Origin of the sequence: Roseovarius salis (genome assembly GCF_044472985.1) — a bacterium.
In the GTDB taxonomy this organism is placed as follows: Bacteria; Pseudomonadota; Alphaproteobacteria; order Rhodobacterales; family Rhodobacteraceae; genus Roseovarius; species Roseovarius salis.
This window is the reverse complement of record NZ_JBISDG010000019.1, coordinates 1-13884: the sequence shown is the minus strand read 5'-3', so window position 1 is coordinate 13884 and position 13884 is coordinate 1. Positions and strand designations below refer to the sequence as shown.

Here is a 13884-nt window from a genome sequence, read left to right as displayed (position 1 = left end):
GCGTTGCCCCTTCAGTTGATCAACGTCGGCCGCGTGATCTGCGTCGCGCCCTTGGGCATGACCCCGAGCCGCCGGGCGACCTCGGAATAGGCGTCCGTCAGGTTTCCGAGATCGCGGCGGAACACGTCCTTGTCGAGCTTCTTGCCGGTCTCGATGTCCCACAACCGGCAGCTGTCGGGCGAGATCTCGTCGGCGACGATCAGGCGCTGATAGTCGCCCTCGTAGACGCGGCCCACCTCGATCTTGAAATCGACGAGCCGGATGCCGACGCCGTACATGACGCCCGAGAGAAAGTCGTTGACGCGGAGCGCAAGGCTGAGGATGTCATCCATGTCCTGCTGGCTGGCCCAGCCGAAGGCGGCTATGTGCTCCTCCGTGACCAGCGGATCGCCCAGCTTGTCGTCCTTGAGGCAGTACTCGACGATCGGGCGGGGGAGTTGCGTGCCCTCGTCGATTCCCAGCCGTTGCGCCATGGACCCGGCGGCATAGTTGCGCACGATCACCTCCAGCGGGACGATCTCGCAGGCGCGCACAAGCTGTTCGCGCATGTTCAGCCGCTTGAGGAAATGGTTGGGGATGCCGACATTGGTCAGGCCGGACATGAAGTATTCGCTCAACATGTTGTTGAGCACGCCCTTGCCCTCGATAACATCCTGTTTCTCGGCATTGTAGGCCGTCGCGTCATCCTTGAAATACTGAACGATCGTGCCGGGCTCGGGTCCTTCGAAAAGGGTCTTTGCCTTGCCCTCGTAGATCTTCTTGCGTCGCGCCATTCCGACTCCAATACATGCGGCCCGGCGGGGACGACTCCCCGCCCGGGCCTTGGGCATCTCATAAGGCATGGCTTCGCCCGCCGCAAGACGAGCCGGTACGCGCGCCGAGGGATCAGAAGAATGCCTGAAGCCCGGTTTGCGCCCGCCCCAGTATCAGCGCGTGAACGTCATGCGTCCCCTCATAGGTGTTCACCGTTTCAAGATTCATCATGTGGCGGACAACGTGGTATTCGCCAGAGATCCCGTTGCCGCCATGCATGTCGCGGGCCATCCGCGCGATGTCGAGCGCCTTGCCGCAGTTGTTGCGCTTGATGAGCGAGATCATCTCGGGCGCGGCCCGTGCGTCGTCCATGAGCCGCCCAACCTGCAGCGCGGCCTGAAGCCCCAGGGCGATCTCGGTCTGCATGTCGGCAAGTTTCTTCTGGAAAAGCTGGGTGTTGGCGAGGGGCCGGCCGAACTGGTGCCGGTCAAGGCCGTACTGGCGCGCGGCCTGCCAGCAGAACTCTGCCGCGCCCATCACGCCCCACGCGATGCCATAGCGCGCGCGGTTGAGGCAGCCGAACGGCCCCTTGAGCCCCTCGACATTGGGCAGGAGCGCGTCCTCGCCCACCTCGACCCCGTCCATGACGATCTCGCCCGTGACGGAGGCACGCAGCGACTGCTTGCCCTCGATCTTGGGCGCGGACAGGCCCTTGGCGCCCTTTTCAAGAACGAAGCCACGGATCTTGCCGCCATGCGCCTCGGACTTGGCCCAGACAACGAAAACATCGGCGATGGGGCTGTTGGAGATCCACATCTTGGAGCCCGTCAGGCGATAGCCGGTCTCTGTCTTTTCCGCGCGGGTCTTCATCCCCGCAGGGTCCGAGCCGGCATCCGGCTCGGTCAGGCCGAAACAGCCGATCAACTCGCCACTGGCCAGACCGGGCAGGTACTTTTCGCGCTGTGCCGTGCTGCCATAGGCGTGAATGGGATACATCACGAGGCTCGACTGCACGCTCATCATGCTGCGATAGCCCGAATCCACGCGTTCGATCTCGCGCGCGACAAGTCCGTAGGACACGTATCCGGCGCCCAGACCGCCATGTTCCTCCGGAATGGTGGTGCCCAGAAGGCCCATATTCCCCATCTCGCGGAATATGCCGGGATCGACCGCCTCTTCCTCGTACGCGGCCTTGACCCGCGGCTGCAGCACCTCCTGTGCAAAGCTGCGCGCGCTTTCGGCGATCATGCGCTCGTCCTCGGCCAGCTGATCACCAAGCCGGAACGGGTCTTGCCAGTCGAAGGTGCCAAGGTTGGGCTTGTCCTTGGCGCGGATCTGCGGGGCGTCGAGGCTCATCTCGGTCACTCCTTATGCCGGTACATCAAGTTTTCTGGAGTTTAGTCGGAAATTTCGGTAAGAAAAAGCGACAAACCTGCATCAACCCATGAGTGAAACGCATATATGTCCCCTGCCCCAAGACGCCTTTTGCCGTCAACCGCCAGCTTGCGGGCGCTGGAGACCCTCGACCGGCTGGGCAGCGCCACGGCGGCCGCGGACGAACTCGACCTGACGCAGGGCGCCGTCAGCCGCCAGCTTCAGGCGCTCGAAACCCAGCTGGGCCAGCCGCTCGTATTCCGGCAGGGGCGGCGTCTTGTGCTCACGCCCGAGGCAGAGGCCTATGCCGCGGAGATACGCGATGCCCTGCAAAAGATCACGCAGGCGTCGTTGCGGCTGACCGTAAACCCGGCTGGCGGCAGCCTCGATCTGGCGATCCTGCCCACCTTCGGGATGCGCTGGCTTGTGCCCCGCCTGCCCGATTTCGCCCGCCGCCATCCCGAGGTGACGATCAACCTCTCGACCCGGCTCAAGCCGTTCGATTTCGCCGCGGAACCCCTTGATGCGGCGATACATTTCGGGAAAGCGGACTGGCCGGACACGCAGGCGCTCAAGCTGCGTGAGGAAACCGTGGTGGCGGTGGCCGCACCCGCGCTTCTCGACGCATCCCCGCCACGGCAGGCGGCGGACCTGCTGGACCTGCCGCTGTTGCACATCCAGACGCGGCCCGAGGCGTGGCAGGCATGGTTCCTGGCGCACGGTGTCGTGGCGGACGCCGTCACCGGCACGATCCACGACCAGTTCGCCACAATCACGCAGGCCGCCCTGCACGGGCTGGGGGTGGCGCTGCTGCCAGACTACCTCGCGGCACAGGACATCGCCACCGGCCGGCTGAGGCCCGCGTGGGGCGGTCCGACGCCCGCGCCCGGCGCCTATCACCTCGTCTGGCCGGTGACCAAGTCGCGTGACCGTGCGCTGGTGACATTCCGCGACTGGCTGGCCACCCAGACCGAGGAGGACGACCGCCTGCCGCGGTGACCGTCCGACGCCCACGGAGGGCGGCACCGGCGCCGCGCGCCCGCCTCAGCCGAGCGCGTAGCCCGCCCCGCGCACGGTGCGCAGGGGATCGTCGCCGCCATGCTGGCACAGCGCCTTGCGCAGCCGCCCGATGTGGACGTCCACGGTGCGGGTGTCAACGTAGATGTCGCGCCCCCATACCCTGTCGAGCAGTTGTTCGCGCGACCAGACGCGCCCGGGCTGTTCCATGAACGTCGAAAGCAGGCGGAACTCCGTCGGTCCCAGCTTGAGCGGCTGCCCGCCCCGGGTGACGCGATGTGTCTCGCTGTCGAGCAGGATGTCCTCGAACTCCAGACGCTCGCCCACGGTCGAGGGCCGGGTCCGGCGCAGCTGCGCACGCACCCGCGCCATCAGCTCGATCACCGAGTAGGGCTTGACCACGTAATCGTCGGCGCCCGTTTCCAGCCCGCGCACCCTGTCCACCTCTTCCGAGCGCGCCGAGATCATGATGATCGGCACACCCCGGGTGTCGGGCCGGGTCTTGAGCTGGCGGCACACCTCTATGCCCGAGACGTTGGGCAGCATCCAGTCCAGCAGGATCACGTCGGGCACCGCCTCTTCGGCCAGCATGAGCGCCTCGTCGCCGTCCTCGGCGCGCGAGACGGCGAACCCGTCGGCTTCCAGGTTGTAGGTCAGGATTTCGAGCTGGGCGGGATCGTCTTCAACCAAAAGAACACGCGGCTGGTCGGACGTCATGGTTTCAGGTCCTGTAAATCATCTCGTCAGGGGGCCACTTCGGGATCGCTTGAGGTGCGGTCCTCCTTGGGGCGCTTTTCCTCGGGGACTTCGCCGGTGACCATGTAGATGACCTGTTCGGCGATGTTCGTGACATGGTCGCCCATGCGCTCCGTGTTCTTGGCGATGAAATGGAGATGCATGCACGCGGTGATGTTGCGCGGATCTTCCATCATGAAGGTCAGGAACTCGCGGAACAGCGCGGTATACATCTGATCCACGTCCTTGTCGCGGTGGATCACGTCGCGGGCCAGATCGGGATCGCGCTGCACGAAGGCATCCAGCACTTCCTTGAGCATCTGCTGCACTTCCTTGGTCATCCGCCGGATGGCCGCGGGCGCCCCGGGGATCTGCTGCATCTGCGACAGGACCGTCGTGCGCTTGGCCATGTTCTTGGCATAGTCGCCGATGCGTTCGAGATTGCCCGAAAGCTTCATGACCGTGAGGATCACGCGCAGGTCAACGGCGGCGGGCTGGCGTAGGGCGATGATGCGCGCCGCTTCATGGTTTATCTGTTCCTCCAGCCCGTCGATGGCGCGATCACCTTCGCGGACCTTCTCGGCCAATTCCTCGTCGCGCGTCTCCAGCGAGGTCGCCGCGTTCAGGATCGCGTCCTCCACGAGCCCGCCCATTTTCATGATCTGGGCCTGGATCGCTTCAAGATCCCGGTCGTAGGCCGAGGCGATGTGTTCGTCCTGCATGTGTGCTCCTTACCCGATGCGCCCGGTGATGTAGCTCTCGGTCCGCTCGTCGGTGGGGTTGGTGAAAATCTGGCCCGTTTCGCCGAACTCCACCAGGTTGCCCAGGTGGAAGAAGGCGGTCTTCTGGCTGACCCGCGCGGCCTGCTGCATGGAGTGGGTGACGATCACCACCGAGTAATTGGTGCGCAGCTCGTCGATCAGCTCTTCCACCTGGCTCGTGGCGATGGGATCGAGTGCCGAGCACGGCTCGTCCATCAGCAGGACCTCGGGCTCGGTGGCCACGGCGCGGGCGATGCACAGGCGTTGCTGCTGGCCGCCCGAGAGTCCGGTCCCCGGTGTTTCCAGCCGGTCCTTGGCCTCTTCCCACAAGGCGGCACGCTTGAGAGCGGTCTCGACGATCTCGTCAAGCTCGGCCTTGTTCTTCGCCATGCCATGGATCTTGGGGCCGTAGGCCACGTTGTCGTAGATCGACTTGGGAAAGGGGTTCGGCTTCTGAAACACCATGCCGACCTTGGCGCGCAGCTGGACCGGGTCCACCTTCTTGTCGTATATGTCCTCGCCGTCGAGCTTTATATCGCCCTCCACGCGGCAGATGGAGATCGTGTCGTTCATCCGGTTGAGGCAGCGCAGGAAGGTCGACTTGCCGCAGCCCGACGGGCCGATGAACGCGGTCACCGTCTTGTCCTCGATGTCCACGTTGACGTCCTTTATGGCATGGGTGTCGCCGTAAAAGACCTGCACGTCCCGGGCCGAGAACTTGATTTCCTTGGTGTCCACGGTGCGCTCCGTTTTCAATGTATCGTACATGCCTGTTCCTTTCGTTACCAGCGGCGCTCGAACCGGCGGCGCAGCAGGATGGCCAGCAGGTTCATCAACACAAGGAAGCCCAGAAGCACGCAGATCGCCGCGGCGGTGCGGGCCTCGAAGGCGCGCTCGGGGAAATCCGACCAGCGGAACACCTGTACCGGCAGGACAGTGGCGCTGTCGGTGATGCCGGTGGGCACGTCGACGATGAAGGCCACCATCCCGATCATGATCAGAGGCGCCGTCTCGCCAAGGGCCTGGGCCATGCCGATGATCGTGCCGGTCAGGATGCCCGGCATGGCCAGTGGCAGCACATGGTGAAAGCTGGCCTGCACGTTCGAGGCCCCCACGCCGAGCGCGGCGTCGCGGATCGAGGGCGGCACCGCCTGAATCGCCGCCCGCGCCGCGATGATGATGGTCGGTAGCGTCATCAGTGCCAGGACGATGCCCCCCGCAAGCGGTGCGGAGCGCGGAACGCCGAACACGTTTAGGAACACAGCCAGCCCCAACAGGCCGAACACGATCGACGGCACCGCGGCAAGGTTGTTGATGTTGACCTCGATGAAGTTGGTAAAGCGGTTCTTGGGCGCGAATTCCTCGAGATAGATCGCGGCCAGAACCCCGATCGGGAAGGCGAGGCAGAAGGTCACCAGCATGGTCCAGAACGATCCGACCAATGCGCCGCGGATACCCGCCAGCTCGGGCGAGCGGCTGTCGGCGGAGGTGAAGAAACGCCAGTTGAACGTCTCCTCGATCTGGCCGCGGTCCTTCAGCGTCTCGATCCATGCAATCTGTCGGTCGCTCACCTTGCGGTCAGCCTCGGGCGCGGTGCTGGTGTAGAATGCCCACTCCGCGCTGTCCTCGATGGGCAGGTCCATGCGCGTCAGCATCTCGCCGCGGGCCTGCGCGCGATTGACCTCGGTCAGCCGCATCCAGCCGCCGCCGGCCTTGATCAGAAGCGAGATATTCTCGTCGTCGACCTCCTCCGCGCCGCCGGCCCCCGCCGCGCGGGCCTCCAGCGCCTCGGCCTCGTCGATCAGCGCCTGGCGCTTTTCGTCGGCGCGTTCCGCCTTTTCGAGTTGCCGCTGACGGTCTTCCTCGGTGTCGGCTGCCTCCGCGCGCTCGCCGTAGACGCGCACGGCATTGGCTTGCCGCGCAGCCTTGCGGCGCAGGGAGTCGGCATCGACGTAGAGGTGCTCCTTGACCTGTGTCAGCGCAGCGGCGAAGTCGTTGGCGCTGGTCGACACGGCCAGCCGGCCATCCGCGCGCTCGCTGACCGACAGCACGCCCGAGACCTCGCGCTCGCGCAGGCGACCGTACTCCCCCTTGAGATAGAGGTCCGTCACGTCCGAGGCGAGGAACCGGTGCGTGATCGTCTCGCCCAGCAGGGACGGGTCGGCGGCGACACGGTCAGCCAGCTCGAAGGATGCGCCACCTGACAGGATATCGCCCAGCTGGCGGCGTTCGGTGCGGCCGGACGCGCCGGGGAACAGCTCTCGCATGACCGTGGTGGTCAGGGCGTCGAAGTCGGCGCGCGCGATGGTATCCTGCGCCGGATCGGCCCCGATGCCGAGCGCCTCCCGATCGATCGTCACCTCGGCCGTCACGTAATGCTCGGTCAGCGCGCGCGAGGCCTGGCCAAAGACCGACCCGAGCAGCGAAACCAGCGCCAGCGCCGCGACGGCGATCGCGATGATCCCGTAAGCCTTGAGCCGGCGCTCTGCCGCGCGGCGCTTGCGCAGGCGGCTCGATCCCTGCCTGATGCTGCCGTGATCGAAGCGGCGGCCTTCGGGTTGGGCTGCGGTGTCAACCATGTCTCTGGTCCCCTAGTCGTACTTCTCGCGGAACTTCGCGACCAGCCGCTGCGCGGCCATGTTCATCAGCAGGGTCATCACGAACAGGGTGAAGCCCAGGGTAAAGGCAGGCCCGGCTGCCGTCTCTGCCTCGGTGTCGCCGGTGATGAGTGCGACGATCTGCACCGTCACGGTCGTCACCGCCTCCAGCGGGTTGGCTGTCAGGTTGGCGCCCTGCCCCGCGGCCATCACCACGATCATCGTCTCGCCCACCGCGCGGCTTATAGCCAGCAGCACGGCCGAAACGATGCCCGGCAGGGCGGCGGGCAGCACCACCTGCTGGATCGTCTCCGCGCGCGTTGCACCCAGCCCGAGCGAGCCGTCGCGCAGCGACTGCGGAACGGAATTGATCACGTCGTCGCTCAGCGAGGATATGAAGGGGATGATCATGATGCCCATCACGATCCCCGCCGCCAGGGCGGATTCGCTGGCCACGCGTATTCCGATCGCCTCGCCCCCGTCGCGCAGCAGCGGCGCAAGCGTGATCGCGGCGAAGAAGCCGTAGACCACCGTCGGGATACCGGCGAGGATCTCCAGCATCGGCTTGGCGACCGAGCGCACCTTGGTCGAAGCGAAGTCCGACAGGTAGATCGCCGCGAACAGGCCCACCGGCACCGCCACGAGCATGGCGATCACCGTGATCAGCAGCGTGCCGGCAAAGAGCGGCAGTGCGCCGACCTTCTCGGCGTCCATCTTGCCCTCGAACACGCCGGACAGGGGGCTCCACGTCGTGCCGAAAAGGTAATCGTGCACCTGCCAGTCGATGGCGTTGAAGAACCGGACGGTTTCGAAAATCAGCGACAGGACGATCCCGATGGTCGTCATGATCGCGATCGCCGCCATCACCAGCAGGATCGCCCGGATCACTGTCTCGGAACGGTTGCGCGCGCGCCATTCCGGCGACACGCGCGAAAACGACAGCAGCCCGGCCAGCATCGCGCCGCCGAGGGTCAGCAGCGCCATCACCCAAAGGTGGATCGTGTCCAGACGGCCGAAATGTTCCGCCACCTGGTCTCGCAAGATCCCGCTTTCCGAGGAAATCCGCCCCTCGGCCAGCGCACGTGCATCGGACAGGATGAGCTGGTGCTCGATGAAGGCGGCGTCGGGCCGCGCATCCGCGATTTCGGCCAGCAGGGTGGAAGTGACCCACCAGTTGCCGAGAACGACGGTGACGACCAGCGCACCCCAGCCGATCAACAGCACCCAGAGCAGGCTGTGCAATCCATGATAGGACGGGCGGGAATGCAGCGAAACCGTGTCCTCGGCGGCAAGCAGCGTCGCGCGGCGGCTGGACAGGAAAAAGGCGGCGATGGCCATGACCAGCACGGCCAGGAAGAGCGAGAAGACCATTATCGGGCTCCGGACTGCGGCGGACCTGTATCGGGCTCACGGCCAGACGGCGCGGCCCGAACATGCGCGCCGGGGGCAGCGCACCGCCCCCGGCAGGGATGATCGCACCGGGCGATCAGTAGTTTTCGGGCGTCAGGGCCGGCAGGTTCTCCACCGCGTCCTTGTTCTTGGCCATGATGTCGTCGCCAACCGGGATCAGGCCGATATCGACAAGATAGCCGTCGGGGCCATTGGCGTTGACGAATTCGGTGGCGTACTCGATCACGCCGGGGACCACGCCGACATGGGCGTGCTTGATGTAGAAGTACATCGAGCGCGACACGGGGTAGTCGCCCGAGGCGATGTTCTCGAAGGTCGGCTCGACACCGTCGACCACGGCGCCCTTGATGACGTCGGCGTTCTGGTCGAGGAAGGAGAAGCCGAAGATGCCCAGGGCGCGGTCGTTGGCCTCCAGCTTGGACACGATCAGGTTGTCGTTCTCGCCGGCCTCGACATAGGGGCCGTCCTCGCGGATTTCCATGCCGGTTTCGCCGCAGTCCTCGCCGCCGGCTTCTTCACAGCCCGCTTCCATGACCAGCTCTTCGAAGGCGTCGCGGGTGCCCGATGTCGGCGGCGGCCCCAGCACCTCGATCTCTTCCATCGGCAGGGCCGGGTCGATCTCGTCCCACGTGGTCGGCTTCGGGCCATTCTTGGCCAGAGCTTCCCACAGCTGGGCGCGGCTCAGTTCGAAGTCGGGGCCGGAGTCGGCGTTGGCAACCACGATGCCGTCATAGCCCGCGACCACCTCGGTGAACTCGACACCGTTCTCGTTGCACATCTCGACCTCGGACATCTTCACGCGGCGCGACGCGTTGGTGATGTCGGGATGCTCGGTGCCGACGCCGGCGCAGAACAGCTTGAGGCCGCCGCCCGAGCCGGTCGACTCGACGACGGGCGTGGGGAATTCGGTCGTCTTGCCGAACTGCTCGGCAACCGCGGTGGCGAACGGGAACACGGTCGACGAGCCGACGATGCGGATCTGGTCGCGTGCCGAGGCGGCGGTCGCGGAAACGGCAGCGATCGCCAGAGCAGAGGCGGTCAGTTTCACAAAGGACATGTATAGCTCCTGATTTCGGTTTGACGGGCCATGACAGCGATGGCCTCGCCGGCGGTGCTAGTGATATCGCGCGACGCTTTTGTTACAGCGATGTAACGGTTTTATGACAGTCCGGCCCGCGGCCCTGAATTTTTCCGCCCGGCCGTCGCGGCCATCGGCATGACCCGCGCTCATGCCCGGTTCCCGTGCCGCTCCCGCGGCAGCACGACGCGGAATTCGCTGCCCTCTCCCGGCGACGATTCGATCCGCAGACGCCCGCGGTGCCGCCCGACGATGTGCTTGACTATCGCCAGGCCCAGCCCGGTGCCCCCCATCTGGCGCGAGCGGTGGCTGTCCACGCGGTAGAACCGCTCGGTCAGTCGCGGGATGTGCGCCGGATCGATCCCCGGCCCTTCGTCGCGCACCCCGATCACCGCCGCCGGTCCGCGCAGGGCGGGATCCCGCTCCGTGGTGTGCACTGACAGCGCCACGGTATTGCCGCGCCCGCCATACTTGATCGCGTTTTCCAAAAGGTTGGTTATCACCTGCCGCAACTGGTCGGCATCGCCGGCCACCGTGACGGGTGCGTCCGGCAGCTGCGTGGCAATGGTCACGTCGTTGTCCCCCGCCACCTGCCGTAGCGCGTGGACCACCTCGGCGGCGACGGCGGCCACGTCCACCGGATCGGTCGGGCGCACCCTCTCCTGCGCCTCGACCCGGCTGAGCGACAGCAGGTCGCGCACCAGCCGTTCCATCCGGTGGGCCTCCTGCTCCATCGTGGCGAGAAACCGCTCGCTGGCGTCAGGATCGTTGCGGGCCGGGCCGCGCAGCGTCTCGATGAAACCCAGAAGCGCGGTCAGCGGGCTGCGCAGCTCGTGGCTGACATTTGCGACGAAGTCGCGCCGCATCTGGCCGGCCTGCTCCAGCTGCGTGACGTCCTCGAAACAGACCAGCACGCCATGCACCAGCTCGGTGTCGACGGACGAACAGGTCACGTTGAAGGCGGTATCCTGCCCGCCATCGCGCGACAGGTAGCGTGTCGTGGTCGTGCGGCCCGCACGCAGGCAGGTCTCGATCGCGTCAAGGATCGCGGGCTGGCGCAAGGCCGTGATGAAGTGCCGCCCGATAAGCCCCTGCCCCAGCAGCGCTGCCGCCCTGCGATTGGCGCCCAGCACGCGTTCGCCCTGCCCGATCAACAGCGACGGCAGCGGGATCGCGTCAAGAAGCGGCGAGATGCTGTCGGCGTGCATGGCCCTCAGGCCTCTCTCAGCGCCTCGCGATAGCGGCGCATGTTCTCCTGGTAATGCCGGGCGCTGGCCCGCAGCCCCGCGATGGCGTCGGCGTCGAGCGTGCGCACCACCTTGCCCGGCATCCCCATCACGAGGCTGCCATCGGGGATTTCCTTGCCCTCGGTCACCAGTGCGCCCGCCCCGATCAGGCAGTCGCGCCCGATGCGCGCCCCGTTGAGCACCGTGGCGCCCATGCCGATCAGCGTGTTCGCGCCAAGGGTGCACCCGTGCAGCATCACCTTGTGGCCGATGGTGCAGCCCGGCCCGATCGTCAGCGGGTACCCCATGTCGGTGTGCATGACGCAGTTTTCCTGAACGTTGCTGCCCGCGCCCACGACGATGGGTTCGTTGTCGCCGCGCAGCGTGCTGCCGAACCAGACCGAGGCACCCTCCTCCAGCACCACCTGCCCGATCAGGTTGGCGTCGGGCGCAACCCACGTGTCCTCGGCGATCCGGGGCGCGTGCCCCTCAAGCGTGTACAGTGTCATTGCCGCTCCTCGAATTCGCGCTGCAAACCCTGGACATGCGCGCTCAGCCCCGGCTGCTGGATCCGCTTGAGCCGCGTGGCCTCTATGATGGTCTTGAGCCGCCTGTCCGTCTCCTCAAGGTCGTCGTTGACCAGGACATAGTCGTATTCCGCCCAGTGGCTTATCTCGTCCCAGCTCTTCTGCATCCGCCGCGCGATCACGTCCGGCGCATCCTGGCCCCGTGCCTCCAGCCGCCGGCGCAGCTCGGCGATCGAGGGCGGCAGGATGAAGATCGACAGCGTGTGCTGGCCCAGCACCGAGTTCTGGATCTGTTGCGCGCCCTGCCAGTCGATATCGAACAACACGTCGCGCCCCTGCCCGATGGCCTCTTCGACGGGCGCCCGCGGCGAGCCGTAGAAATTCCCGAAAACGTGGGCGTGCTCGAGCATGCCCTGCTCGGACACCTGCCGTTTGAACGCCGGCTCCGAGAGAAAGTGATAGTCCTGCCCGTCCACCTCGCCGGCCCGGGGCGTGCGCGTGGTGGCCGACACCGAGAACGAGATCGTGCTATCCCAGTCCCGCAGCCGGCGCGAGAGCGTGGACTTGCCCGCGCCCGACGGCGAGGACAGGATAATGAGTATGCCGCGCCGGTCTGTCATGGCGTCCTCCAGCTGACCCGCGCCCGCGCATCTTCTTGGCCGAAATACCCCGGGGGTGAGGCCGCAGGCCGAGGGGGCAGAGCCCCCTGCGCCACATCCCGGGCGCGCCCCCGGCGGCCAACGAAATGCCGCGCGCTACTCCACATTCTGAACCTGTTCGCGCATCCGCTCGATGACCGATTTCAATTCCAGCCCCACCGCCGTCAGCGCCGTGTTCTGCGCTTTCGAGCACAGCGTGTTGGCTTCGCGGTTGAACTCCTGCATGAGGAAATCCAGCTTCCGGCCCACGGGGCTGCCCGCCGCCAGCAGATCCCGCGCGGCGGCGAGGTGGGCGCGCAACCGGTCCAGCTCCTCGGTGACGTCGGCCTTGACCGCCAGCAGCGCCAGTTCCTGCGCGACCCGGCCCTCGTCAACCGGCGGGGCTGCCGTGGTGACGCGATCCAGCGCGGCCCTGAACGCGCGTTCGATTTCCGGCTGGCGCGCCTCTGCCGCCGCGGCGGCGGCCTCGGTCAGACGCGCGACCTCGTCCAGCTGACCGGCCAGGATCCCGGACAGCTTGGCCCCCTCCTCCGCACGCATCCGCAGGAACGACTCCAGCAGCCTCTCGAAATCCGCCTGGAGATCGCTTGACAGCGCCGCGGTATCCGCCGCGCCAGCTCCCGCGTCCAGCACCCCGCGGCAGGCCAGAAGATCCGCCGCCGTGGCCGGGGCAAGCGTCAGGCCCTGCTCCATCGCGCGCGCCTCGATCCGGGCCATCGCATCGAGCAGGTCCGTCAGCTGGGCCTCGTTGACGGACAGCGCGCCGCCGCGCTCCGCGCGGGTCACCTTCAGCGACACGGTGACGTTGCCGCGCGCCAGCGCCGCGGACAAGCGCCCGCGCAGGGCCGGTTCCAGCCCGTCGATCCAGTCGGGCAGGCGCAACCGCAGGTCCAGCCCCTTCCCGTTGAGGCCGCGCAGCTCCCACGCGCAATCGTGGCCATGCCATGTGCCCCTGCCCGAGGCATACGCCGTCATCGAATTCAGCACGTGCCGTCCCTCGTTGCCGATCCGCGCCGGGCACAACCGGCACCCTGCCGTCCTAGCCATTCCCCCGGCCGGGGGCAAGCGCGGGCCGCGCGTTAACCAATGGACGGGGTTTCGCGCGAATTGGCTCAAAAGTCGTGTTAAATTTTAGGAAACCCGGCCCAGCAACCGGAGAACGTCTGATGAAAGACAGGTTCCAGCCTCACAATGCACCGCGCGGTTCTCGTGGTGTCACGCCCCTGCACCAAGACGAGAGCAAGCCCGCCGCGGGGCGGACGGATGCGCTCCTGCATTACTGGCAGAGCTTGTGCGGACGCGGCACCCTGCCAAGGCGTGCCGATGTCGAACCGCGCGCGATCGGGGCGCTTTTGCCCGACACATTTCTTCTCGAACGGATCGCGCCTGGGCTGGCACGGTTCCGCGTGGCGGGCACGCATCTGTCTGAGCTCATGGGCATGGACGTGCGCGGCATGCCGGTAAGCTGCCTGATCGCGCCGTCCGATCGCGATGATCTGGCCGAGTCGCTCGCGGCACTGTTCGACAGACCGGCCTGCTTGCGGCTTGATCTGCGCTCCGCCGCCGGGGTGTCGCGGCCGGCACTCACGGGGCGGATGCTCCTGCTGCCGTTGCTTGGTCGAACCGGTGCGGTCGACCATGCGCTCGGCTGTCTCGTCACGTCCGGGCCGCCGGGCCGGCCGCCGCGCCGGTTCTGCGTAACCGACCAGCGGACGCAAACGGCGGCGCCCCGGCCATCGCGGGCGGC

Annotated in this window: 13 protein-coding genes and 2 pseudogenes; 2 read left to right on the top strand and 13 right to left on the bottom strand. The window is 66.6% G+C overall.

Annotated features, from left to right (window positions below; genetic code table 11):
* Nucleotides 1-11 precede the first annotated feature (11 nt).
* Nucleotides 12-773, bottom strand: coding sequence for a phosphoribosylaminoimidazolesuccinocarboxamide synthase (gene purC, locus ACH13J_RS09680; protein ID WP_397543124.1), 762 nt, complete (start codon nucleotides 771-773; stop codon nucleotides 12-14).
* A 112-nt stretch (nucleotides 774-885) separates the two neighbouring features.
* The gene (locus ACH13J_RS09675; protein ID WP_397543123.1) at nucleotides 886-2109 is read right to left on the bottom strand and encodes an acyl-CoA dehydrogenase; all 1224 of its coding nucleotides are present in this window, start codon (nucleotides 2107-2109) and stop codon (nucleotides 886-888) included.
* A 105-nt stretch (nucleotides 2110-2214) separates the two neighbouring features.
* Between ACH13J_RS09675 and ACH13J_RS09670 the strand changes: the two genes are divergently transcribed.
* The gene (locus tag ACH13J_RS09670) at nucleotides 2215-3126 is read left to right on the top strand and encodes a LysR substrate-binding domain-containing protein (RefSeq protein WP_397543122.1); all 912 of its coding nucleotides are present in this window, start codon (nucleotides 2215-2217) and stop codon (nucleotides 3124-3126) included.
* 45 nt (nucleotides 3127-3171) lie between these two features.
* On the opposite strand, the gene phoB is transcribed toward ACH13J_RS09670, so the two are convergent.
* The 11 genes and pseudogenes from phoB to ACH13J_RS09615 form a co-directional block, all read right to left on the bottom strand.
* Nucleotides 3172-3861 (bottom strand): phosphate regulon transcriptional regulator PhoB, encoded by a 690-nt coding sequence (gene phoB, locus ACH13J_RS09665; protein ID WP_397543121.1) that lies wholly within the window; start codon nucleotides 3859-3861, stop codon nucleotides 3172-3174.
* 26 nt (nucleotides 3862-3887) lie between these two features.
* Nucleotides 3888-4601: a phosphate signaling complex protein PhoU gene (phoU, locus tag ACH13J_RS09660; RefSeq protein ID WP_397543120.1), complete on the bottom strand. Its 714-nt coding sequence runs from the start codon at nucleotides 4599-4601 to the stop codon at nucleotides 3888-3890.
* A 9-nt stretch (nucleotides 4602-4610) separates the two neighbouring features.
* Nucleotides 4611-5408 (bottom strand): phosphate ABC transporter ATP-binding protein PstB, encoded by a 798-nt coding sequence (gene pstB, locus ACH13J_RS09655; RefSeq protein ID WP_397543119.1) that lies wholly within the window; start codon nucleotides 5406-5408, stop codon nucleotides 4611-4613.
* A gap of 14 nt (nucleotides 5409-5422) precedes the next feature.
* Nucleotides 5423-6229, bottom strand: a pseudogene (gene pstA / locus ACH13J_RS09650) (phosphate ABC transporter permease PstA); the annotation flags it as partial.
* A 498-nt stretch (nucleotides 6230-6727) separates the two neighbouring features.
* Nucleotides 6728-7219: pseudogene (locus ACH13J_RS09645) on the bottom strand (DUF3333 domain-containing protein); the annotation flags it as partial.
* A 12-nt stretch (nucleotides 7220-7231) separates the two neighbouring features.
* Complete coding sequence (gene pstC / locus ACH13J_RS09640) at nucleotides 7232-8608, bottom strand: phosphate ABC transporter permease subunit PstC (protein ID WP_397543118.1); 1377 nt, start codon at nucleotides 8606-8608, stop codon at nucleotides 7232-7234.
* Nucleotides 8609-8723: 115 nt separating this feature from the next.
* Nucleotides 8724-9704, bottom strand: coding sequence for a substrate-binding domain-containing protein (locus ACH13J_RS09635; RefSeq protein ID WP_397543117.1), 981 nt, complete (start codon nucleotides 9702-9704; stop codon nucleotides 8724-8726).
* A gap of 170 nt (nucleotides 9705-9874) precedes the next feature.
* Nucleotides 9875-10933: a sensor histidine kinase gene (locus tag ACH13J_RS09630; RefSeq protein ID WP_397543116.1), complete on the bottom strand. Its 1059-nt coding sequence runs from the start codon at nucleotides 10931-10933 to the stop codon at nucleotides 9875-9877.
* A 5-nt stretch (nucleotides 10934-10938) separates the two neighbouring features.
* Nucleotides 10939-11460 (bottom strand): DapH/DapD/GlmU-related protein, encoded by a 522-nt coding sequence (locus tag ACH13J_RS09625; RefSeq protein WP_397543115.1) that lies wholly within the window; start codon nucleotides 11458-11460, stop codon nucleotides 10939-10941.
* Nucleotides 11457-12110 carry a guanylate kinase gene (gmk, locus tag ACH13J_RS09620; RefSeq protein ID WP_397543181.1) on the bottom strand — a complete coding sequence of 218 codons (654 nt, stop codon included), beginning with the start codon at nucleotides 12108-12110 and terminating at the stop codon, nucleotides 11457-11459. The genes ACH13J_RS09625 and gmk overlap by 4 nt, the downstream gene beginning before the upstream one ends.
* Before the next feature lie 123 nt (nucleotides 12111-12233).
* Nucleotides 12234-13112: a YicC/YloC family endoribonuclease gene (locus ACH13J_RS09615; RefSeq protein ID WP_397543180.1), complete on the bottom strand. Its 879-nt coding sequence runs from the start codon at nucleotides 13110-13112 to the stop codon at nucleotides 12234-12236.
* A gap of 191 nt (nucleotides 13113-13303) precedes the next feature.
* On the opposite strand from ACH13J_RS09615, the gene ACH13J_RS09610 reads away from it, so the two are divergent.
* Nucleotides 13304-13884: PAS domain-containing protein (locus tag ACH13J_RS09610; protein WP_397543114.1), on the top strand; the 581-nt coding region annotated here is incomplete at its 3' end.